The 18,397-nt window shown below is 71.1% G+C and carries 20 protein-coding genes and 1 pseudogene; 10 read left to right on the forward strand and 11 right to left on the reverse strand.

Going from position 1 to position 18,397, the window contains the following annotated elements; translation table 11 throughout:
* Together SD460_RS41865 and SD460_RS41870 are read right to left on the reverse strand one after the other, a co-directional pair.
* Nucleotides 1–1,431, reverse strand: a complete 1,431-nt coding sequence (locus tag SD460_RS41865) for an alpha/beta fold hydrolase (protein ID WP_290052361.1) — start codon at nucleotides 1,429–1,431, stop codon at nucleotides 1–3.
* Between the two features lie 269 nt (nucleotides 1,432–1,700).
* On the reverse strand, nucleotides 1,701–2,405 hold the full coding sequence (locus SD460_RS41870; protein ID WP_290052358.1) for a FadR/GntR family transcriptional regulator: 705 nt from the start codon (nucleotides 2,403–2,405) through the stop codon (nucleotides 1,701–1,703).
* A 75-nt stretch (nucleotides 2,406–2,480) separates the two neighbouring features.
* On the opposite strand from SD460_RS41870, the gene SD460_RS41875 reads away from it, so the two are divergent.
* Both SD460_RS41875 and SD460_RS41880 read left to right on the forward strand, forming a co-directional pair.
* The gene (locus SD460_RS41875) at nucleotides 2,481–3,356 is read left to right on the forward strand and encodes a carbon-nitrogen hydrolase family protein (protein WP_290052357.1); all 876 of its coding nucleotides are present in this window, start codon (nucleotides 2,481–2,483) and stop codon (nucleotides 3,354–3,356) included.
* On the forward strand, nucleotides 3,353–4,678 hold the full coding sequence (locus SD460_RS41880) for an APC family permease (protein WP_290052355.1): 1,326 nt from the start codon (nucleotides 3,353–3,355) through the stop codon (nucleotides 4,676–4,678). The genes SD460_RS41875 and SD460_RS41880 overlap by 4 nt, the downstream gene beginning before the upstream one ends.
* A gap of 1 nt (nucleotide 4,679) precedes the next feature.
* On the opposite strand, the gene SD460_RS41885 is transcribed toward SD460_RS41880, so the two are convergent.
* Together SD460_RS41885 and SD460_RS41890 are read right to left on the reverse strand one after the other, a co-directional pair.
* Nucleotides 4,680–5,057, reverse strand: coding sequence for a hypothetical protein (locus SD460_RS41885; protein ID WP_290052353.1), 378 nt, complete (start codon nucleotides 5,055–5,057; stop codon nucleotides 4,680–4,682).
* Nucleotides 5,058–5,100: 43 nt separating this feature from the next.
* Complete coding sequence (locus tag SD460_RS41890) at nucleotides 5,101–5,853, reverse strand: acyltransferase (RefSeq protein WP_086864487.1); 753 nt, start codon at nucleotides 5,851–5,853, stop codon at nucleotides 5,101–5,103.
* Between the two features lie 52 nt (nucleotides 5,854–5,905).
* Between SD460_RS41890 and SD460_RS41895 the strand changes: the two genes are divergently transcribed.
* Both SD460_RS41895 and SD460_RS41900 read left to right on the forward strand, forming a co-directional pair.
* The gene (locus SD460_RS41895) at nucleotides 5,906–6,868 is read left to right on the forward strand and encodes a nucleoside hydrolase (protein ID WP_290052349.1); all 963 of its coding nucleotides are present in this window, start codon (nucleotides 5,906–5,908) and stop codon (nucleotides 6,866–6,868) included.
* Complete coding sequence (locus tag SD460_RS41900; RefSeq protein ID WP_438860864.1) at nucleotides 6,865–8,016, forward strand: C40 family peptidase; 1,152 nt, start codon at nucleotides 6,865–6,867, stop codon at nucleotides 8,014–8,016. The genes SD460_RS41895 and SD460_RS41900 overlap by 4 nt, the downstream gene beginning before the upstream one ends.
* 10 nt (nucleotides 8,017–8,026) lie before the next feature.
* Here SD460_RS41900 and SD460_RS41905 read toward each other — a convergent pair whose 3' ends face one another.
* Together SD460_RS41905 and SD460_RS41910 are read right to left on the reverse strand one after the other, a co-directional pair.
* Nucleotides 8,027–8,842 (reverse strand): MBL fold metallo-hydrolase, encoded by an 816-nt coding sequence (locus SD460_RS41905; RefSeq protein ID WP_290052347.1) that lies wholly within the window; start codon nucleotides 8,840–8,842, stop codon nucleotides 8,027–8,029.
* Nucleotides 8,843–8,875: 33 nt separating this feature from the next.
* Nucleotides 8,876–9,241, reverse strand: coding sequence for a VOC family protein (locus tag SD460_RS41910; RefSeq protein WP_290052346.1), 366 nt, complete (start codon nucleotides 9,239–9,241; stop codon nucleotides 8,876–8,878).
* Between the two features lie 59 nt (nucleotides 9,242–9,300).
* On the opposite strand from SD460_RS41910, the gene SD460_RS41915 reads away from it, so the two are divergent.
* Nucleotides 9,301–9,930, forward strand: a complete 630-nt coding sequence (locus SD460_RS41915; RefSeq protein ID WP_290052344.1) for a winged helix-turn-helix transcriptional regulator — start codon at nucleotides 9,301–9,303, stop codon at nucleotides 9,928–9,930.
* Here SD460_RS41915 and SD460_RS41920 read toward each other — a convergent pair.
* On the reverse strand, nucleotides 9,907–11,064 hold the full coding sequence (locus SD460_RS41920) for an MFS transporter (protein WP_318307597.1): 1,158 nt from the start codon (nucleotides 11,062–11,064) through the stop codon (nucleotides 9,907–9,909). The two genes, SD460_RS41915 and SD460_RS41920, sit on opposite strands and share 24 nt — an antisense overlap.
* Nucleotides 11,065–11,146: 82 nt before the next feature.
* On the opposite strand from SD460_RS41920, the gene SD460_RS41925 reads away from it, so the two are divergent.
* From SD460_RS41925 to SD460_RS41935, 3 genes are read left to right on the forward strand one after another with little or no spacing between them, the layout of a single operon-like run.
* Nucleotides 11,147–11,917 carry a maleylpyruvate isomerase family mycothiol-dependent enzyme gene (locus SD460_RS41925; RefSeq protein ID WP_290052340.1) on the forward strand — a complete coding sequence of 257 codons (771 nt, stop codon included), beginning with the start codon at nucleotides 11,147–11,149 and terminating at the stop codon, nucleotides 11,915–11,917.
* A gap of 36 nt (nucleotides 11,918–11,953) precedes the next feature.
* Nucleotides 11,954–12,526, forward strand: a complete 573-nt coding sequence (locus SD460_RS41930; RefSeq protein WP_290052339.1) for a PadR family transcriptional regulator — start codon at nucleotides 11,954–11,956, stop codon at nucleotides 12,524–12,526.
* A 12-nt stretch (nucleotides 12,527–12,538) separates the two neighbouring features.
* Nucleotides 12,539–13,966 (forward strand): FAD-dependent monooxygenase, encoded by a 1,428-nt coding sequence (locus SD460_RS41935; RefSeq protein ID WP_290052336.1) that lies wholly within the window; start codon nucleotides 12,539–12,541, stop codon nucleotides 13,964–13,966.
* A gap of 28 nt (nucleotides 13,967–13,994) precedes the next feature.
* Here SD460_RS41935 and SD460_RS41940 read toward each other — a convergent pair.
* The 3 genes and pseudogenes from SD460_RS41940 to SD460_RS41950 all read right to left on the reverse strand — a co-directional run.
* Nucleotides 13,995–14,417: pseudogene (locus SD460_RS41940) on the reverse strand (transposase); the annotation flags it as partial.
* A gap of 153 nt (nucleotides 14,418–14,570) precedes the next feature.
* The gene (locus SD460_RS41945; protein WP_290052335.1) at nucleotides 14,571–15,089 is read right to left on the reverse strand and encodes a GNAT family N-acetyltransferase; all 519 of its coding nucleotides are present in this window, start codon (nucleotides 15,087–15,089) and stop codon (nucleotides 14,571–14,573) included.
* Nucleotides 15,083–16,003 (reverse strand): TetR/AcrR family transcriptional regulator C-terminal domain-containing protein, encoded by a 921-nt coding sequence (locus SD460_RS41950; protein WP_438860566.1) that lies wholly within the window; start codon nucleotides 16,001–16,003, stop codon nucleotides 15,083–15,085. The genes SD460_RS41945 and SD460_RS41950 overlap by 7 nt, the downstream gene beginning before the upstream one ends.
* Nucleotides 16,004–16,142: 139 nt before the next feature.
* Here SD460_RS41950 and SD460_RS41955 point away from each other — a divergent pair, with 139 nt between their 5' ends.
* A complete protein-coding gene (locus SD460_RS41955; protein WP_290052331.1) occupies nucleotides 16,143–16,847 on the forward strand; it encodes a DUF2306 domain-containing protein in 705 nt (234 codons plus the stop codon).
* Between the two features lie 122 nt (nucleotides 16,848–16,969).
* Nucleotides 16,970–17,935 carry a chitinase gene (locus SD460_RS41960; RefSeq protein WP_290052330.1) on the forward strand — a complete coding sequence of 322 codons (966 nt, stop codon included), beginning with the start codon at nucleotides 16,970–16,972 and terminating at the stop codon, nucleotides 17,933–17,935.
* Nucleotides 17,936–17,985: 50 nt separating this feature from the next.
* Here SD460_RS41960 and SD460_RS41965 read toward each other — a convergent pair whose 3' ends face one another.
* A complete protein-coding gene (locus SD460_RS41965; protein WP_290052328.1) occupies nucleotides 17,986–18,366 on the reverse strand; it encodes a DUF427 domain-containing protein in 381 nt (126 codons plus the stop codon).
* Nucleotides 18,367–18,397: the final 31 nt, after the last annotated feature.

An 18,397-nucleotide genomic window follows, 5' to 3' on the forward strand; every position in this document is an offset into this window, starting at 1 on the left:
TCACGGCGTCGGGATCGGCGCCCCGGCGCACGACGCCGACGTCGTCCGGCCCGTGTCGAAAAAAGTGACAACGGCGTTCGCGCAGGTCAGCGACGACAGCGAGCCATGGACGTCGTCCTCGATCGTCATGAGTTCGCCGCCGATCCGCTGCCGCATCGCGAGCGCCCAGCCGATCGGCGTGACGGGTTCGAAGGTGTGGCCGACGAGCTGCAGCGGGCTCTTGCCGGCGGTGAGCGCCCACGGCCGCGCGGGCAGGGGCCAGCCGACGCAGAGCTGTTCGTAGAGGCCGTAGCCGCCCGCGACCGGCAGCCGCTTCATCCGGTCGAGCCGGTGCTGCCAGACGGTCTCGAAGTCCCGCGGGCTCGGCGACTCGTTGCAGAGCAGAGCGGTCTGCTGGAAGTGGTTGAACGCGTGCGGTTCGCCGTCCCAGCCGAGCTGCCCGGGTTGCTTCGCACTTTCGGGTGAAGTCGTACCGCCGTCGCGAATCCCGGCGAGCTGCCGGGCCAGACCCGCCCATTCGCGGCGCGGGTTGGCGAGCATGCCGTTGACGGTCGCGCCGTTCACGTCGCCGCGCGGGTGAGCAGTCAGTTCGGCCCGCAGGTCGAGCAGGGCTTTCGCGACGTCCGGCTCCGTGGTCCCAAAACGGTAAATGGTGTCGTACCTGGCGATCCACGAGGCGAAGTCGTGGAAGGTGTTCTCGCCCGCGGTCGCCTGGCCGTCGTCCATCGCGGTGACGTTCAGGTCCGGCGGCATGACGGAGTCGAGCAGCATCTTGTCGACGTGCTCGTCGAAGAGCGTCCGGTACTGCGCGCCGAGCGCGGTGCCCCACGAGACGCCGTAGTAGCCGATCTTGTCCTCACCGAGCGCGACGCGAATCCGGTCGAGATCACGAGCGATGGTCGGCGTGGTCAGATTCCGGACGAAATCGCGATGGGCGGCGACGCAGCGCCAGTTGGCCCGGGCCGCCCGCTCGGCGGCCTTGCGGGCTTTCTCCTTGTCTGGAACGCCCGGGTCCGGCTCCTGGACGTCGACGGGACACGGGACGTCGGCGCTGTAGCCGACCCCGCGGGGATCGAACCCGACGAGATCGTGGTGGACGCCGATCCCACCGGCGTGGCTGTCGGCGATGCTGCGGGGCATGTCGAGGCCGGACTGCCCGGGCCCGCCGGGGTTCAGCAGCACGGCACCGGTCCGCACCCCACCGGCCCGGATCCGGCTGACGGCGATGTCGATTTTCGGACCACCCGGGTCGGCGTAGTCGAGCGGGACGGGAACGAGCGCGCATTCGGTGCGCCGGTCCCCGGCATCCCAGCCCTTCGCGACGGTGGCGCAGAGCTGCCACTCGACCTCACCGGCGGCGGCGACGGCGGGCGCGGCGGGCAGCAGCGCCGCGGCGGCGAGCAGCGGGACGGCGAACCGGGTGATCGACATGAGGCTCAGGCTGCCGGTCAGGGGTCGGCGCGGAGATCGGCCGATCAGCCGATGCTCACCGCCGAACGGCCGGGATGGCCGCGGTGGCCGAAATTCGACCAGGGCTCGCGCGGCCAGACCGTAGGCGGATTTCGACTGCGGCTCGTGCGGCCGGGCCATGGCGAATCCCGACCGGCGGCGTCGCGCCGCCCGGGCGTGGGCAGTTTTCGACCAGGCGCGTGGAGCCGAGGCCGTGGTCGATTTATGGCGATGGCCGGTGCTCGGGCAGCTCAGCCAAGGCCGACGAACATCGTGCGGTGGAGGCCGCCCACGTGCTTTCGCGTCACTCGCGCCGCCGCGTTCGGGTCGCCGGCCGCCAAGGCCTTCACCAGGCTCGCGTGCTCCCGGTTCGACTCGCGCAGCTTCTCCATCGGGTACGGCAGGTAAAACCGGTACAGCTCCGCCAGCACCGTCTCGTACTGGGCGACCGCCGCCGGTGGGGCGGGGACGGCCACCGTCCGGTGGAACTCCGCGTCGAGCTCGTGGAACTCCGCCCAGTCCGGCACCGTGTCCATCCGGGCGACCAAGGCCCGGAGGCGCACGAGGTCCGGGGGCCGTTTCGCCACGAATTGGACCAGACCCGATTCCAGCACCAGGCGGTGGTCGATCAGCTCGCGGACCTCGCCCGCCGACTCGCGGTAGGCGCCGACCTCGCTCACCCGTGACGCCGGTGGGTGCTCGGCGACCAGCGTTCCGCCCGCGCGGCCGCGGCGGCGTTCGATCAGGCCGTCTTCGGCCAGGGACTCCAGGGCCCTTCGCACCGTGATCTCCGCGACGCCGAGGGCGCGCGCGATTTCGCCGTTCGGTGGCAACCTCTCCCCCGGCTTCATCAGCCCGAGCTCCACGGCGAGGGCGATCCGGGCGCGGACGGTGTCGAGTGCGGACAGCCGCCGGATTCCGGTCAGCGCGGGGGCGCTCAGGTCTGCCGTCGCCATGAAACGACCGTACCGCACAAACTGCTCATCTTGAGCACTCTTGTTTAACTGTTCAAGATGGACTATTTTTCGTCCATGTCGCGACCACTGCCGATCGCCCTGGTGCAGGCGCCGCCTCGGCCGGCCGGGGACTCCGGGTTCGCCGGCGAGGTCGAGGACGTCCTTCGCCGTTTTCCGGACAGCCGACTGGTCGCCTTCCCCGAGCTGCACCTCTGCGGCGTCGACGGCGAAGGTGACGACCGCACCGCTCAGCTGCGGGCCACCGCCGAGCCGCTGCACGGGCAACGGACGCAAGAGCTCGCCGAACTGGCCGGTGACCTGGGGATCTGGCTCGCCCCCGGCACTGTTTGCGAAAAAGGTGACCACGGCGAGCTCTTCAACACCGCCTTGGTTCTCTCCCCGCGGGGTGAGCTGGCCGGCTGGTACCGCAAGGTCTTCCCGTGGCGGCCGCACGAGCCGTACGACCCCGGTGACCGGTTCGTCGTCGCCGATCTGGCCGATGCCGGACGCGTCGGGTTCTCCATCTGCTACGACGCCTGGTTCCCCGAAGTGACCCGGCACCTCGCCTGGATGGGCGCTGAACTCGTGCTCAACCCCGTGCAGACGACGACGCCGGACCGCGCGCAGGAGCTCGTGCTGGCCCGGGCGAACGCCATCGTCAACCAGGTCTTCGTCGCCAGCGTGAACACCGCCGGACCCGTCGGGATGGGTGACAGCCTGCTCGTCGGCCCCGAGGGGGACATCCTCGGCGCGTTGCCGGGAAACGACCACGGCGTCCTCGCCCACACGATCGACCTCGACGAAGTGGCCCGCGTGCGCCGTGAGGGCACCGCGGGCACCAACCGCATGTGGGCTCAGTTCACCCCGGACGACGCGCCCCTCAGCCTGCCGCTCTACCAGGGCCGGATCGAGCCGGACCGCTGGCGCCCACGAGAAGGAGACGACCGATGACCACCACGGCCGCGGCCCCGGCCGCGCTGCAGCGCCGGCTCGGGCTGCCCGGCGTCGTCCTGTTCGGGCTCGCCTACATGGCGCCGCTGATCGTGCTCGGCACCTTCGGGATCGTCGCGACGACGACCGAGGGCACCGTCCCTTCCGCGTACCTGCTGGCGCTGGTCGCCATGCTGTTCACGGCCGCGAGCTACGGGAAGATGGCCGCCACGCACCCGGTCGCCGGGTCCGCCTACACCTATGTCCGGAAATCGGTCGACGCGCGCGCCGGGTTCCTCGTCGGGTGGGCGGTGCTGCTCGACTACTTCTTCCTGCCGATGGTGATCTGGCTGATCGGCGGCGCCTACCTCTCGGCCGAGTTCCCCGCGGTGCCCCATTGGATCTGGTTGATCACTTTCATCGCGCTGACCACGACCCTCAACGTCCTGGGCATCAAGATCGCGGAGAAGGCCAACTTCGTCCTGATGGCCTTCCAGCTGCTGGTGATCGGCTTCTTCGTCGTTTTTTCGGTCAAACAGGTGCTGCACGTCGGCGGCTCGCTGGCCAGCACGCAGCCGTTCTTCCACCCCGGCAGCACGCTAGGCACGATCTCAGGAGGCGCCGCGCTCGCGACGTACTCCTTCCTCGGGTTCGACGCCGTGACGACGTTGACCGAGGAGACCACCGAACCGCGCAAGACGATTCCGCGCGCGATCCTGCTGACCGCGCTGATCGGCGGGGGCATCTTCATCGTGCTGGCCTACTTCACCCAGCTCGCGCACCCGGGCAGCGCGTTCGCCGACGAGTCGTCCGCCGCGTTCGAAATCGCGACGACGATCGGGGGCAACCTGTTCGCGTCGTTCTTCCTCGCCGGGCTCGTCGTGGCCCAGTTCGCGTCCGGGATCGCCGCGCAGGCGAGCGCGTCGCGGCTGATGTTCGCGATGGGGCGGGACGGCGTGCTGCCGCGGGTCTTCGGCAAGCTGCAACCGCGGTTCGCGACGCCGGTGTTCGGGATCGTGCTCACCGGGCTGGTGGGGCTGGTCGCGCTGTCGCTGGACGTCAGCACGTCGACGTCGTTCATCAACTTCGGCGCGTTCACCGCGTTCACGTTCGTCAACGTCAGCGTGCTGGCGACGTGGCTGCGGGATCGCGCCGGGAAACGCGTGCTGACCTGGGTGGTCTTCCCGGTGATCGGCGCCGTGGTCGATTTGTGGCTACTGGTCAACCTCGACGGCATCGCGCTGGTCTTCGGGCTGGTGTGGCTGGCGATCGGCATCGTCGTCCTGGCCGCGATCACCCGCGGCTTCCGGCGGCCGCCGCCGGAGATGACGTTCGAGGAGTGACTCAGCCGCCCGGGCAGTCGTTGCCGCCGCCGCTGCGCTCGACGCAGTGGCGCGGCCCCGGCGGGGGCGGTGGGGCGTGCCGGAGGTCGTCAGCCCACGAAATGGCGGCGATCGCCGCCGCCAATGCCAGGCAGATGCCGAAGAACCAAGTCCAGCCGCGGCGGCGGGTGGTCACCGAAACGACCACGCCGACCAGCGGCAGTGCCACGCCGAGCACCGCCGCCCAGGTCAGGTAGCCGCCGGCAGCGCCGGTCGTCTCGCCGAACACCGGGATGCTCGCCAGGAAGCCCAGCAACACCAGGAACGGGACGACGAGCAGCAGGCCCACGGCGCACAACGCCAGTACGACCGAGGCCCACGCGGTCCGGATCTCTCCCACCGGACCAGTCTGTCCGGAAAAGCGCCGAACGGCCTGAGTAGATCTACTGCTCGAGGGTCTTCTGCAGCGCTTTGTTGGCCTTCCGCGCCATGTCGGCGACGGCTTCGCGACGAGCCGCGTCGGCCGCGTAGTCCTCTTCGCGGTTGCGCACGACGCGGGCCGGGGCGCCGACCGCGATCGAGTAGTCCGGGATGTCACCACGGACGACCGCGTGCGCGCCCAGCACGCTGCCGCGGCCGATGCGGGTGCCCTTCAGGACGCTGACCTTGGTGCCGAGCCACGTGTCCGGGCCGATGCGGACCGGCGACTTCACGATGCCCTGGTCCTTGATCGGGACGTGGATGTCCGCGATGACGTGGTCGAAGTCACAGATGTACACCCAGTCGGCGACCAGGGTGGCCGCGCCGAGCTCGATGTCGAGGTAGCAGTTGATCACGTTCTGGCGGCCGAACACGGACTTGTCGCCGATCCGCAGCGAACCCTCGTGGCAGCGGATGGCGTTGCCGTCGCCGATGTGGACCCAGCGGCCGATCTCCAGGCGCCCGTAGCCGGGGCGGCAGTGGATCTCGACGTTCTTCCCGAGGAAGAGCATCCCGCGCAGGATGATGTGCGGGTTGGCGAGCCGGAACTTGAGCAGCCGGTAGTACCGGACGAGGTACCAGGGCGTGTACGCGCGGTTGCGCAGCACCCAGCGCAGCGAGTCGGCGGTCAGGAACTTCGCCTGCCGCGGGTCCTGCCGGGCGCGGCGCCAGGCCCGCACCCGCGACAGCGCGGGCGCACCCCACATCGACGTCATGCCCGTGACCGTAACCTGTGTACGGGACGGGTTCACAGGCAAGGGGAGCTGGATGGGCACGAAGCTGATCATCGACACCGACCCGGGGGTCGACGACGCGCTGGCGATCGCGCTGGCGGCGCTGTCCCCGGACGTCGACCTGCTGGGCGTGACGTCGGTGTTCGGCAACGTACCCCTGGAGCGCACGACTTCGAACGCGCGCCGGCTGCTGGAGCTGTTCGGCCGCGCGGACGTGCCCGTGGCCGCCGGGTCGGCGCGCCCGCTGGTGTACTCCAAGCCGCGCGACGCGAAGGAGGTCCACGGCGGCGACGGCCTGTCGGGCCACTCCTACACGCTGCCCGAAGCGAGCCGCCCGCTCGACGAACGTGACGCCGTCCGGCTCATGCTCGACCTGCTCGATGCCGCGGACGAGCCGGTGACCATCGCCCCGATCGGCCCGCTGACGAACATCACCGCCCTGCTCGCGGCCCACCCGGGCGCGGCGGCGAAGATCGCTCGGCTGGTGATCATGGGTGGCGGAGTGACCTTCGGCAACAGCACGACCGCCGCCGAGTTCAACATCTGGAGCGACCCCGAATCGGCGCGGCGGGTGCTGGTCGAGGAGGACGTCCCGGTGGTGCTGGTCCCGCTCGACCTGACCCACCGCTGTGCCGTCGACGGCGAATGGCTGGCGAAGCTCGCGGCCTCGGGCCCGGTCGGCGCCACCCTCGAAGGCCTCACCTCCACCTACCGGCAGCACTACACGCGCGTGTTCGGCGAAGACCGGATGGTCATGCACGACGCCGTCGCGGTCGCGGAGGCGATTTCGCCGGGCATCCTGCGGACCGAGACCTACCGCGTCGACGTCGACTGCGGGCTGGGCCCGGCGCGCGGGCAGACCCTGGTCGACCGGCGGCGGCTCGGCGAAGACGATCCGCAGTTCTCCCCCGGCCGCCCGATCGAGGTCGCGGTGGACACCGACCTCGACGGCCTGCGCGGCTTCGTCCTCGATCGGCTGACCGGGGCCGCGCGGTGAGCGACGAGCCCGAGATCGTGCCGGAAGAGACGCCCGAGCCGCGCCGGCGGAAGGCCGCGGTCGTGGTGGCCGCTGTGGTCGTCGTCGCCGCCGCGCTGGTGGTCGGCGTGCAGTTCGCGCCGAAGCAGGAGGAGACGACGAACGCGGCCGCGACCGGCACGCCGACGTCGTCGCCCTCGCCGTCTGTCGTAAAAACGACCACGCCGCCGCAGACGTCGACGCCGCCGAAGGTGCCCGAAGCGAGCGAGTTCGACGCCTGGGCGTCCAAGACCAGCCAGTGGCTCGACATCCCGCTGCGCGCGATGGTCGGCTACGCGAAGGCGACGACGAAAATCGGCAAGGACGTCCCCGGGTGCCACCTTTCCTGGGTGACGCTGGCCGCGGTCGGAAAAGTGACCACGGACCACGGGCGGGCTCAGGGTGGCCAGTTCGGCACCACGGGCGTGCTGGACAAGCCGCTCGGCACGATCGAGGTGCGCGACTTCTACAACAAGGTCGTCTCGGCCGCGAACGCCGCCGGGCCGCTGCAGCTGGCGCCGTCGATCTGGAGCAAGTACCAGGCGAGCTACGCCGGCGGGAAGCCCGATGTCCAGAACATCGACGACGCCGCGCTGACCACCGGCCGCGCGCTCTGCGCCGACGGCCACGACCTGTCCCAGGGCCAGGTCTGGTGGGACTCGGTCAGCACGCTGCAGGCCGCGCCGCTGTTCCTGCACCGGACGCTCGCCACGGTCAACGTCTACGGCACGGTCGGCCAGGGCTCGGCGGCGCCGAACGCGGCGGTGCTGAGCGCGGTGAACTTCGCCATCGACAAGATCGGCCTCCCCTACATCTGGGGCGGCAACGGCACCGGCGGCAACGACCCGGGCTTCGACTGCTCGGGCCTGACGACGGCGGCGTACGCGAGCGCCGGCGTCAAGCTCATGCGCACGGCCGACACGCAGTTCCGGAGCGTGCCGCACGTGACCGACCCGCAGCTGGGCGACCTGATCTTCTACGGCGAACCGGCGACGAAGATCCACCACGTCGGGCTGTACATCGGCAACCAGCAGATGATCGACGCGCCGCAGACGGGCCAGGCGGTCCAGGTCCACTCCTACCGCCGGGACGGCGACGACTTCGCGGGAGCCGGCCGGCCGACCGCGTGAGTCCCGTGGCTCAGCCGAGGTGGTCGTTCGCTCCGCTGACCCAGGCGGTGTACCGCTCGGCGGACCGTCGCACGGCGTTCTTGGCGTCGCCGAGGACCGTGGCGCCGAGGAGGCTGTAGAGGCGGTCGAACTCGTAGGGCTCGAGGCGGTCCACGATGCGCCGCACCAAGCCCGCGGAGAGCGGGATCCGGTTGGGGTAGCTGCGCATGAACGTCACCCACCCGGCGGCGGGGACCGGGAGGATGGTGTCGCCGGTCAGCAGGAAGCCGCCGGTGCCGGTATCGACGTGCGCGACCGCCGCGCCGGGGAAGTGCCCGCCCGCTTCGACGAGGGTCACCCCGGGCAGTACCTCTTCGGTGCCGGACCAGTCCCGGATGACGGGGTCCTCCCGCCGCACCCACGCCCGGTCGGCGGCGTGGACCAGCACGGGGACGCGGCCCAGCCGGTGGCTCCAGCCGACCTGCGAGCCGTACATGTGCGGGTGGCTCGCGACGATCACGGCGGCCCCGCCCAGCTCTTCGAGCACCGTGGCCAGCGCGGGGTCGAGGTGGTTCGGCGGGTCCCACAGCAGGTTGCCGTGCGGGGTCCGGACGAGGTGCGTCCACTGGCCGATGCCGGACGGCGGCTCGCGGTTGAACCGGTGCAGGCCGGGCTCGGGTTCTTCGTGCACGATCGGCCGGCCGTCGAGCTCGGCGAGCGTCGTCCACACCTGTCCCGAGGCGGGCACCCACTGCCGGTCGTCGGCGCAGATCGCGCAGTCGCCGGGCGGCGGCTCTTCGGTGTCGGGGTGTTCGACGCCGCAGGTGCCGCAGATCCAGATCGTCATCCCGTCAGTCTCGAAGCTCCAGCTCGGTGGAGGTCAAGCCGGACCGACCAGGCCCACCAGGTTGCCCTGCGGATCGGTGAACTGGGCGACCACCAGATCGCGGCCCGGCGCGCGATCCGGGCCCAGCCGGCGGGTGCCGCCGAGGCGCTCGGCCTCCGCCAGCGCCGCCGCGACGTCCGGGACGCCCACGTAGAACACCACGTGGCTCTCATACCCCGTACCGCCGCCGATGCCGCCCGGGATGGTGCCGGACTCGACGAAGCCGTAGCCGGGTTCCGACACCTGGGCCGACACCGGCGCCGACGAGTCGAATTCCCAGCCGAACAGCTCGCCGTAGTACCCGCGCAGGCTCGCCGGGTCGGTTCCGATGATCTCGAAGTGCACGACAGGTCGGCTCATAGCGGCACCGTACGCCCGTCTAGTTGTTAAAAACAACCCCGGAGTTGTACTTTGAAAGTATGCCGACGAGCCGCAGCTACGGGGACGCCTGCACGATCGCCCGCGCGCTGGACGTCGTCGGGGAACGATGGGCCCTGCTCGTCGTGCGCGAGCTTCTCCTTGGGCCGCAACGGTTCTCCGACGTCCGGCGCGCGCTGCCGGGTGCCAGTTCCAACCTCGTCACCGACCGGCTCCGGGAACTCGAAGGCCACGGCGTCGTCGTCCGGCGGAAACTGCCGCCGCCGGCCGGATCCACCGTCTACGAGCTGACCGGCTGGGGTCGTGAGCTGGAACCCGTCGTGCTCGCTCTCGGGGCTTGGGGTGGCGGCATTCCGCGACCACCGGACGCGCACCTCGGCACGACGTCCGTGCTGCTGTTCCTCCGCGGTGGCGCGCGTCCCCGCCGCGCCGCCTGCTACCGCGTCGAGCTCGACGCTCGCGTGTGGACGGTCCGCACCGAGCCGGGCCGCCTGAGCGTCGAGCCCGGTGCGCCCGATGCGCCGGACGCCGCGATCCGCACCGACCCGCCGACGCTGAACGCGCTGCTCGAAGATCCGACGGACCTCGACGCCGCGATCGAGAGCGGCCTGGTGGAAGCGAGCGGCAACCGAAAAGCCCTCCGGCGGCTACTGCGGGAGCGACTGGCGTGACCGGACCCGCAACGACGGCGCGAGGAACACGATCCCGAACGTGACCACGACCGCCGACGACAGGGCCCAGTGCAGGCCGACGCGGGTCGCCAGCGCGCCCACCAGCGCCGGCTCCACCAGGAAGCCCAGGTAGCCGCACGCCGCGACGGCGGCGACCGCGCGGCCCGGCGCGTCCGCCTGCTTCCGGCTCGCCGCGCTCCACGCGATCGGCACGATCCCGGCCACGCCGAGCCCCACCACCGCGAAGCCGAGCACGCCCGCAACCGGCCATGGCGCGGCGAGGACCACGGCGAACCCGAGCACCGCGACCGCCGCCGCGACGCGGACGAAAGCGACTGGGCCCGTGCGCGCCACGACGCGGTCGGCGACCAGGCGGACGGCGATCATCGTCGCCGAGAAGGCGAAGTAGCCCAGGGAGGCCAACGCCGGTGTCGCGCCGGTGACGTCGGCGAGGTAGACCGCGCTCCAGCTGTTGACCGCGCCTTCGGCGACGAACCCGCAGAACGCGAGCACGCCCAGCGGCACCAGCGCCCGGCTCGGCCACGCGAACGCCGCTTCGCCCTGGCCGCGGTCGGCGCCGGTGAGGAACCGGGTGCGGGCCGCCCACAGCGCGAGCGCGAGCAGCGCCGCGCCGGCGAGCGGGAAGTGCACCGACACCGGGACGTGCGCGGCCTCCATCAGCGCATCGACGCCGGAACCGGCGAGGCCGCCGATGTTCCAGAAGGCGTGGAAGCCGGCGAAGATCGGCCGCCCGTAACCCTCCTCGACGCGCGCGGCGTGCGCGTTCATCGCGACGTCGAGCAGGCTGTTGCCGACGCCGAGCACGACGAGCGCGGCGACGAACACCGGCGCCGACCAGGCGAACGCGACCAGCGGCAGTCCCGCGCACAGCACGACCGCCCCCAGCACGACGGCCGCGCGGCTGCCGATCCGGGTCAGCAGCGCGCCCGCGCCCAGCAGCGCCAGCACCGAGCCGGCGGCGAGGCCGAAGAGGCCGGTCGCCAGCGCGCCCGTGCTCAGTCCCAGCTGTTCCTGCACCGCCGGCACCCGGGCCAGCCAGGTCGCGAACGCGGCACCGCACACCGCGAACACGACCGAAACCCCCAGGCGGGCCCGTTTCAGATCACCCGTCACCTCGCCACCCTACGGAAGGGACGCCCGTTGGGGCAGCCGATCATGACCCCATGGCCGCCGCGCGAAGGGCTACCGTGGCCGGATGACGTCGTTGAGCCACGACCGGCTGGCCGTCGCACTCGTCGATGAAGCGGCGCGGTTCGGGGCGACGATCGCGGGCGCCGAACCGGATTCGCGCGTCCCGACGTGTCCTGAGTGGACACTGTGCGACCTGAGCCTGCACGTCGGGGTGGCGTACCACAAGTCCGCCGTGATCATCGCGAGCCGACCGGCGGGGTACGTGCCGTTCGAGGCCGTCACGATCGACGACCCACCCGGGTTCGCCGGCCTCGGCGGCTGGCTCCGCGACGGCGCCGAGCGGCTCGTGGCCGCGGTGACCGAGGTCGGCCCCGAGACCCCGACGTCGACCTGGACGCCCGATCGCCGCGCCGGGTTCTGGACGCGGCGGCTGACCCATGAGACGGTCGTCCACCGCGCGGACGCGGCGCTCGCCACCGGCCAGCCGTACGACGTCGACGCCGAACTCGCCGCGGACGGGATCACCGAAGGCCTCGGCCTGGTCTCCGTCTTTTCGCGGCAGCCGCACCCGGCGCTGGACCGGGCGTCGCTGCGTGGCGCCGGCGAGACGCTGCTGTTCCACGCGACCGAACCGGACCTCGATTGGCTGATCCGGCGGACGCCGTCAGCGGTCGAAGTGAGCCACGAGCCCGCCGCGGCCGACGTCGTCGTCGAAGGCCGGGCCGCCGACCTGCTGCTCGCGCTGACCGGGCGCCTCGCCGCGGACGACCCGCGGATCGGCGTCTCCGGCGACGCGGTGCTGTTCCGGCACTGGCTGGCGAACACGCGCTTCTAGTCGCTATAGTCGGATCCGACTGATAGGGAGCGACTAGTGGCGCGCAAGATTCGCAACACCCTCGCCCTGGCGCTGCTCGGCTTGCTGCTGGAACGCCCGATGCACCCGTACGAAATGGCGTCCACGCTGCGCGAGCGGTACAAGGACACGAGTTTCAAGATCAACCCCGGTTCGCTCTACGACACCGTGGAGTCGCTGGCGAAGCACCGCTGGATCGAGCCGGTCGAGACCGTCCGCGAGGGCAACCGGCCGGAACGGACCGTCTACGCGCACACCGAACTAGGCCGTCAGGAGTTCATCGCGTGGCTCGACGAACTGGTGCGCGAACCGGTCGCGGAGTACCCGAAGTTCGTCGCGGCGGTGAGCTACCTCGGCGCGCTGGGCCCGGATCGCGCCGCCGACGCGCTGGAGGAACGGGCGCGCCACCTGGCCGGACGCATCGAGGGCGCCGACACGGCGCTGGCCGAGACGGTCGGCAAGGGGGCGCCGCGGCTGTTCATGATCGAGGTCGAGTTCGTGCGGCACGCGTGGCAGGCCGAGCTCGACTGGGCCCGCCGCACGGCCGCCGAAATCCGCGCCGGCTCCCTGCCGTGGCCCGAAAACTTCTGAGGGGAAAGAACTGTGCTCGAAACCGACGTCCTCATCGCCGGCGCCGGCCCGGCCGGCCTGCTGCTCGCCGCGGAACTCGCGCTGGCGGGCGTCCGCACCACGATCGTCGAACGCCACCCGGAGCCCCCGCCGTACTGCCGCGGCTTCAACCTCAATTCGCGTTCGCTCGACCTGCTGGCCCGGCGCGGGCTGGCCGACGGCCTGGTCGCCGAGGGGCACCAGGTGCCGCACGCCCCGGCCTCCGGCCTGCCCGGCCCGTTGCTGCTCGACGGCACGGCGACCGATCACCCGTTTTCCCTGGGTATTCCACAAACCCGCGTCGAGGAGGTGCTGGAGGCACGCGCGCTCGAACTCGGCGCCGACATCCTGCGCGGCCACGAGCTGCTTTCCTTCACCCAGGACGATTCCGGGGTCACCGCATCGATCCACAATGGACTCTCGGTTCGCGCGCGGTATCTGGTGGGTTGCGACGGCGGGCGCAGCAAGGTGCGCAAGCAGGCCGGGATCAGCTTCCCCGGCATGGAGGCGCGCTGGTTCGCGCTGCTCGCCGACGTCGAATGCGAGCTGCCGTACGGGCCGTCCGCCGGTCCGGACGGGCGGACGGTGTTCGTCATCCCGCGGCCCGGGTACGTCCGGATCGTCGTCCGGGAGGACGAACCGCCGTCGGACAAGGACACGCCGGTCACGCTGGAGCTGGTGCAGGCGCAGGTGGACGCGGTGCTGGGGCGGCACGTCCCGCTGCGCGCACCCCGCTGGCTGACCCGCTTCGGCGACGCGGCCCGCTTGGCGTCGAGTTACCGGTCGGGCCGGGTCCTGCTGGCCGGCGACGCGGCGCACATCCACCCGCCGGCGGGGGCGATCGGGGTGAACGTGGCCCTGGACGACGCGTTCAACCTCGGCTGGAAGCTGGCGGCGACGGTACGGGGGACGGCTTCCTCCGGGCTGCTTGATACGTATCACGATGAGCGGCATGCCGCGGGTGAGCGGATTTTGGCGAACACGCGGGCGCAGGTCGCTTTGGAGGAGGCGGCCACTGGAGAGCCGTGGGCGGATTTGCTGCGGCGGGTGGCCGCGCATCCGGCGGGGAATCGGGCGCTGGCCGAGATTTTCACGGGGTTGGACGCTTGTTACGAGCCCGGCGGGCATCCTTGGCTGGGGCGGCTGGCACCGGATGTCGCGTTGACCGTCGCGGGCCGGCCGACGCGGTTGACGGCGCTGCTGCATTCGGGTCGGCCGGTGCTGGTGGATCTGACTGGAACGTTCGGGGGGTGGTCGGCGGAGGTCGAGGTGGTGGCGGCTGCGTCCACTTCGGACTTCGGGGCGGTGCTTTTGCGGCCGGACGGGCATGTTGCTTGGGTGAGTGACGGTACGGACGATGCTGGGCTTGAGGAGGCCTTGCGGCGGTGGGTCGGTGAGGTTCCGGTCGCCGCTGTCCCCTAGCGGGCCGGCCCCCGCCCTTCGGCGATTTCTAGTGGTCGTTGCAACACTGCTGTTGGTAGTGGGTGGGGACGAGTAGCTGTGTCATGCGTTCGGCGGACTGTCCCGGTCGAGGGTCATCCGGGGCCGGTCGTTGAGCTCGACCGCGACCGTGTCGAGGTGTTCTGCGGTGTGCACGTTCAGGTCGGTGCCTTTGCTCCCGCGTTGCCAGGGGGCGTGCGGGTCGCAGAAGTAGACCGGCATGGTGGTGGCCGCGGTGAACTGGCCGTGCAGGTGCATCGCGGGCGGTGCGCTCCACCAGGGTGCCGATCGCCGACCGGTTGTGCGCGCCCATGGTCAGGTCGCCTTCCCAGTGCCCGGGCACCGCCCGGTCCGCCACCTCGGCGGGGCGGTCGGTGATCGTCACCATCGGGGTGGCCATCCGCGGCCGCCGCAGGATGCGGCCGGTGTGCAGCCACGAAGCAACTCCTGACCACTCAGGTGTTGCAACCAGCCCTAGAAACCGCCCTCCCGTGGGGGGGCGTCCCCTGCTCCAGTCTACCGGCGGGGCCCGACAAAACTGCCCGATCGCCTGACCTGTCCACACCCGTCCGGCGTTGTGGACAGGTCAGTGCGGGCGGTCCAGCACCGCCCGTTGCTCGACCCGGCCGTTCAGCGTGAACTTGCTGTGCGGCGTGAACCCCAGCTTCGCCACCACCCGGGCCGACGCCGTGTTCGCCGGCTCGTACACCGCCAGTAGCCGGTCGGCCCAGCCCGAGGCGAACGCCCTGTCCCGCACCGCCGACGTCGCTTCGGTCGCGTAGCCCAGGCCCCAGCCCCAAGGGGCGATCCACCAGCCCATCTCCACCGCTGGGGTACCCAGGCCCGACTCCGTTGCGCTGCGGCGGACCAACGACACCACGCCGTCGAACGAACCCGGCGTTGCCGAGACCGCGAACCAGCCGAAGCCGTGCGAGGCCCAGTGGGACAGCGTTGCCCGGTGTTTGCCCAGCGTGTGCTCGTGGCTCCACGGCTCGCCGGTTCCGACGTAGCGGACCGTCTCCGGGAGCTGGGCCAGTGCGAACAGGCCGTCGAAGCATTCTTCGGACCACGCGTGCAGCGTGAGGCGTTCCGTGGTGATCAACACCGGCTCGAGTTTAGGCGGGCGCCCTCGCCCAGCAGTACCGCGATGCCGTCGAGCTGGCGGTGCAAGCCGAACTCGAACGCCTCGTCGAGGTCGACGTCCTCGACGCCGGTCATCACCTCGGTGAGCTCCGGGAACCGGCCCGACTCCAGGTAGCCCGCGAGCAGCGCCATGTCCGCCGCCAGTCGCTGGTCGCCCGTGATGCCGGTGTCCTGCTCGGTCTGGACCTCGAACGCGTTGCTCACCGCCAGGCCGCCGACCCAGCCGTTGAGGGTCATGACGACCTGGAGTTTCACCCGCCGCCGCAGGGTGGTGCCCGTCAGGGCGCGCAGGGACCAGTCGACCAGGCGCAGGCCCGCCGCCAGGACCGGGGGCCGGACCAGTGAGTTCAGCAGGATCGGCGCCAGCCACGGGTGACGCCGGTACGCGCTCCACTGCGCGCGGGCCGCCAGCTCGAGACGTGGCCGCCACTGCGCCGGGCCCGGCTCGGGCAGCTCCGCCTCCCCCAGCGCCGCGTCGGCCATCAGGCGGAGCAGCTCGTCCTTGTCGGGCACGTGGCGGTACAACGCCATCGGCCCGACGCCCAGCTCCGCGGCGAGCCGCCGCATCGACAGCGCCGCGAGGCCCTCGGCGTCGGCGAGCGCGATCGCCGCGCGCACCAGGACGTCCCGGCCCAGCGGCGGCTTGACCGGCGTCCGGTCGGCGACGACCGTGCCGCTGCCCGGCACCGCGCGCACCCAGCCCTGCTCCCCCAGTGCGGACAGCGCTTTCGCGGCCGTCGCCATCGCCACGCCCCATTCGCGGACCAGCGCGCGCGTCGACGGGACGCGGTCGCCGGGCCGCAGCTCGCCGGCCGAAATCCGGCGGCGCAGGTCCGCCGCGATCCGCAGGTACGGCGCCGTCTCGGCCACGAACACCTCGATCCGTACTAGAACACTTGCCCCTGACACCTAGAACGCTTTCAGGGTACTCCCCCAATGTCCACAGGAAGGATTGCCGCAGTCAGGCACACGTTCATACGGTGCGAATACAGCGTCAAAGAACAAGGGGGATCCCATGACCACGACCGAACGCCCGGCCAGCATCGGCGAAGCCCGGCGAGCCACGCCGTGGTGGCGCCGTCCGTGGGTGTTCCCGCTGGGGCTGCTCGTCACGGTGTTCCTGGTGTATTCGCTGCCGCCGTACCTCGGGCTGAACCCGGCGGAGTCCCGGATCCCGGCCCCCACCGGCTGGTACTACCCCGTGCTGGTGACGCACATCGGGTTCGCGACGATCGCGATGGTGACGTGCGCGCTGCAGATCTGGCCGTGGCTGCGGCAGAAGCACCCGGCGGTGCACCGCCGAACCGGGCGCGTGTACGTGTTCGCCGGCGCGCTCCCGGCGTCGATCGCGGGGTTCGTGATCGCGCTCGCGGCGCCGTTCGGCCCGGTCGGCGCGGTGTCGAACGTCCTGCTCGCGACGCTCTGGTTCGGCTGCACCCTGCAGGGTTATCGGACGGCTCGGGCCCGCCAGTTCGGGGAACACCGCCGGTGGATGGTCCGCAGCTTCGCGCTGTGCATGTCGATCATCAGCAACCGGGTGTGGGCGATCCTCTGGGCCGTCGTGCTGCCCGGGCAGCTGGACACGACGTTCGGCGGCAGCGAAGTCGCGATGACGCAGGCGATCGCGGGCCTGACGACGTGGACCGGCTGGGTGGTTCCGCTGTTGGTCGCCGAGTGGTGGCTGGGCCGGAGCCGGGGACGCCGCCGCGCGACGGCCTGAGCCCGGCCGCCACTCCCGGTGACCGGGGTACCCCGTTCGGCCTATGGTCTACACCAAGGTCACTGGTCTATACCAATGGGGACAGGATTCCCGCCGCCGCGCTCGTCGTCGTGGAGGTACCCATGCGTCTTCGTTCCCTGCTCGCCGCCGTGGGCGGGCTGGCCCTGCTCGCCACCGGCTTTTCCGCTCCCGCGAGCGCCGCGGCCGGCTCGCCGATCCCGGTCGGGCCCTACGTCGACATGGGCGCCTGGCCGACGCCCAGCCTGTCGGCGATGTCGGCCGCCAGCGGCGTCAAGGGCTTCACGCTCGCGTTCGTCAACTCCTACGGGTGCAAGGCCAGCTGGTTCGGCGCCTACGACCCGCGCACGGCCTGGCAGAAGGAGGAGATCGCCAAGATCCGCGGCGCGGGCGGCGACGTCAAGATCTCCTTCGGCGGCGCGTCCGGCATCGAACTGGCGCAGGCGTGCAGCACGTCCGCCCAGGTCGCGGCCGAGTACGACGCCGTCGTCAAGGCCTACGGCCTGAAGTACGCCGACTTCGACATCGAGGGCGCGGCCATCGCGGACCCGACGACGATCGCCCGGCGTTCGCAGGCGCTGAAGACCCTGCAGAACAACAACCCGGGCCTGAAGATCTCGCTCACCCTGCCGGTGCTGCCCAACGGCCTCACCGCCGACGGCCTCAACGTCGTCAAATCCGCCAAGGACGCCGGGGTGAACCTGGATCTGGTGAACGTGATGGCCATGGATTACTACCAGGGCGCGGGCGACCAGGGCGCGAAAGCGATTTCCGCGGCCAAGGCGACGCAGGCGCAGCTCAAGTCGCTGTACGGGCTGAGCGACGCGGCGGCCTGGAAGAAGGTCGGCGTGACCCCGATGATCGGCGTCAACGACTCGCAGAACGAAATCTTCTACCAGAAGGACGCGAAGGCGCTGGTGGCGTTCGCCAAGACCGTGCACCTGGGCATGCTGTCGTTCTGGGAAGCCGGCCGCGACGCCAACGCGTGCACCGGCGCGCTGTACAAGTGCACGAACGTGCCGCAGTCGAAGTACGAGTTCGGGAAGATCTTCGCCGGCTACACGGGCTGAGCCACCCGCGCGGCACCGCCACCAGGTGACGGTGCCGCGCGAGGCTTGGCTCAGTCCTCGACGAGCTCGATGGAGTCCACCACATTCGGGTAGAACGCAACGTGGTCCTTGATCGCCGCGACCGGGTCGTACGGCTTCTCGTACGTCCAGACCGCGTTTTCGCCGTGCACGTCTCCGGCGTTCAGGCTGTAGTAGCTGCTCTCGCCCTTGTACGGGCAGTACGTCTCGTGGTCGGTCCGCTCCAGCACGCTGAAGTCGACGTCCGCCCGCGGGATGTACTGGACCGCCGGGTACGTGGACTCCTGCAGGGTGAACGCGTTGCGGCTGTCCGCGATGACGCGCCCGCCCGCCTTGACCACCACGCGGGCCTTGGTCGGCTCGACGGTGATCGGGTGGTCCGGGCCCGGCACCAGCACCTTCTTCTCCGGCATGGCTGCTCCTCGGAAAGGTCGTGTACCAGGA

It is taken from the genome of Amycolatopsis solani (assembly GCF_033441515.1).
Lineage (GTDB): Bacteria > Actinomycetota > Actinomycetes > Mycobacteriales > Pseudonocardiaceae > Amycolatopsis > Amycolatopsis solani.

Excerpts from the sequence above, each read along its gene's own strand:
- SD460_RS41865 (WP_290052361.1), bottom strand. The coding sequence starts at position 1,431 with ATGTCGATCACCCGGTTCGCCGTCCCGCTGCTCGCCGCCGCGGCGCTG.
- SD460_RS41870 (WP_290052358.1), bottom strand. The coding sequence starts at position 2,405 with ATGGCGACGGCAGACCTGAGCGCCCCCGCGCTGACCGGAATCCGGCGG.
- SD460_RS41875 (WP_290052357.1), top strand. The coding sequence starts at position 2,481 with ATGTCGCGACCACTGCCGATCGCCCTGGTGCAGGCGCCGCCTCGGCCG.
- SD460_RS41880 (WP_290052355.1), top strand. The coding sequence starts at position 3,353 with ATGACCACCACGGCCGCGGCCCCGGCCGCGCTGCAGCGCCGGCTCGGG.
- SD460_RS41890 (WP_086864487.1), bottom strand. The coding sequence starts at position 5,853 with ATGACGTCGATGTGGGGTGCGCCCGCGCTGTCGCGGGTGCGGGCCTGG.
- SD460_RS41895 (WP_290052349.1), top strand. The coding sequence starts at position 5,906 with ATGGGCACGAAGCTGATCATCGACACCGACCCGGGGGTCGACGACGCG.
- SD460_RS41905 (WP_290052347.1), bottom strand. The coding sequence starts at position 8,842 with ATGACGATCTGGATCTGCGGCACCTGCGGCGTCGAACACCCCGACACC.
- SD460_RS41910 (WP_290052346.1), bottom strand. The coding sequence starts at position 9,241 with ATGAGCCGACCTGTCGTGCACTTCGAGATCATCGGAACCGACCCGGCG.
- SD460_RS41915 (WP_290052344.1), top strand. The coding sequence starts at position 9,301 with ATGCCGACGAGCCGCAGCTACGGGGACGCCTGCACGATCGCCCGCGCG.
- SD460_RS41925 (WP_290052340.1), top strand. The coding sequence starts at position 11,147 with ATGACGTCGTTGAGCCACGACCGGCTGGCCGTCGCACTCGTCGATGAA.
- SD460_RS41955 (WP_290052331.1), top strand. The coding sequence starts at position 16,143 with ATGACCACGACCGAACGCCCGGCCAGCATCGGCGAAGCCCGGCGAGCC.
- SD460_RS41960 (WP_290052330.1), top strand. The coding sequence starts at position 16,970 with ATGCGTCTTCGTTCCCTGCTCGCCGCCGTGGGCGGGCTGGCCCTGCTC.
- SD460_RS41965 (WP_290052328.1), bottom strand. The coding sequence starts at position 18,366 with ATGCCGGAGAAGAAGGTGCTGGTGCCGGGCCCGGACCACCCGATCACC.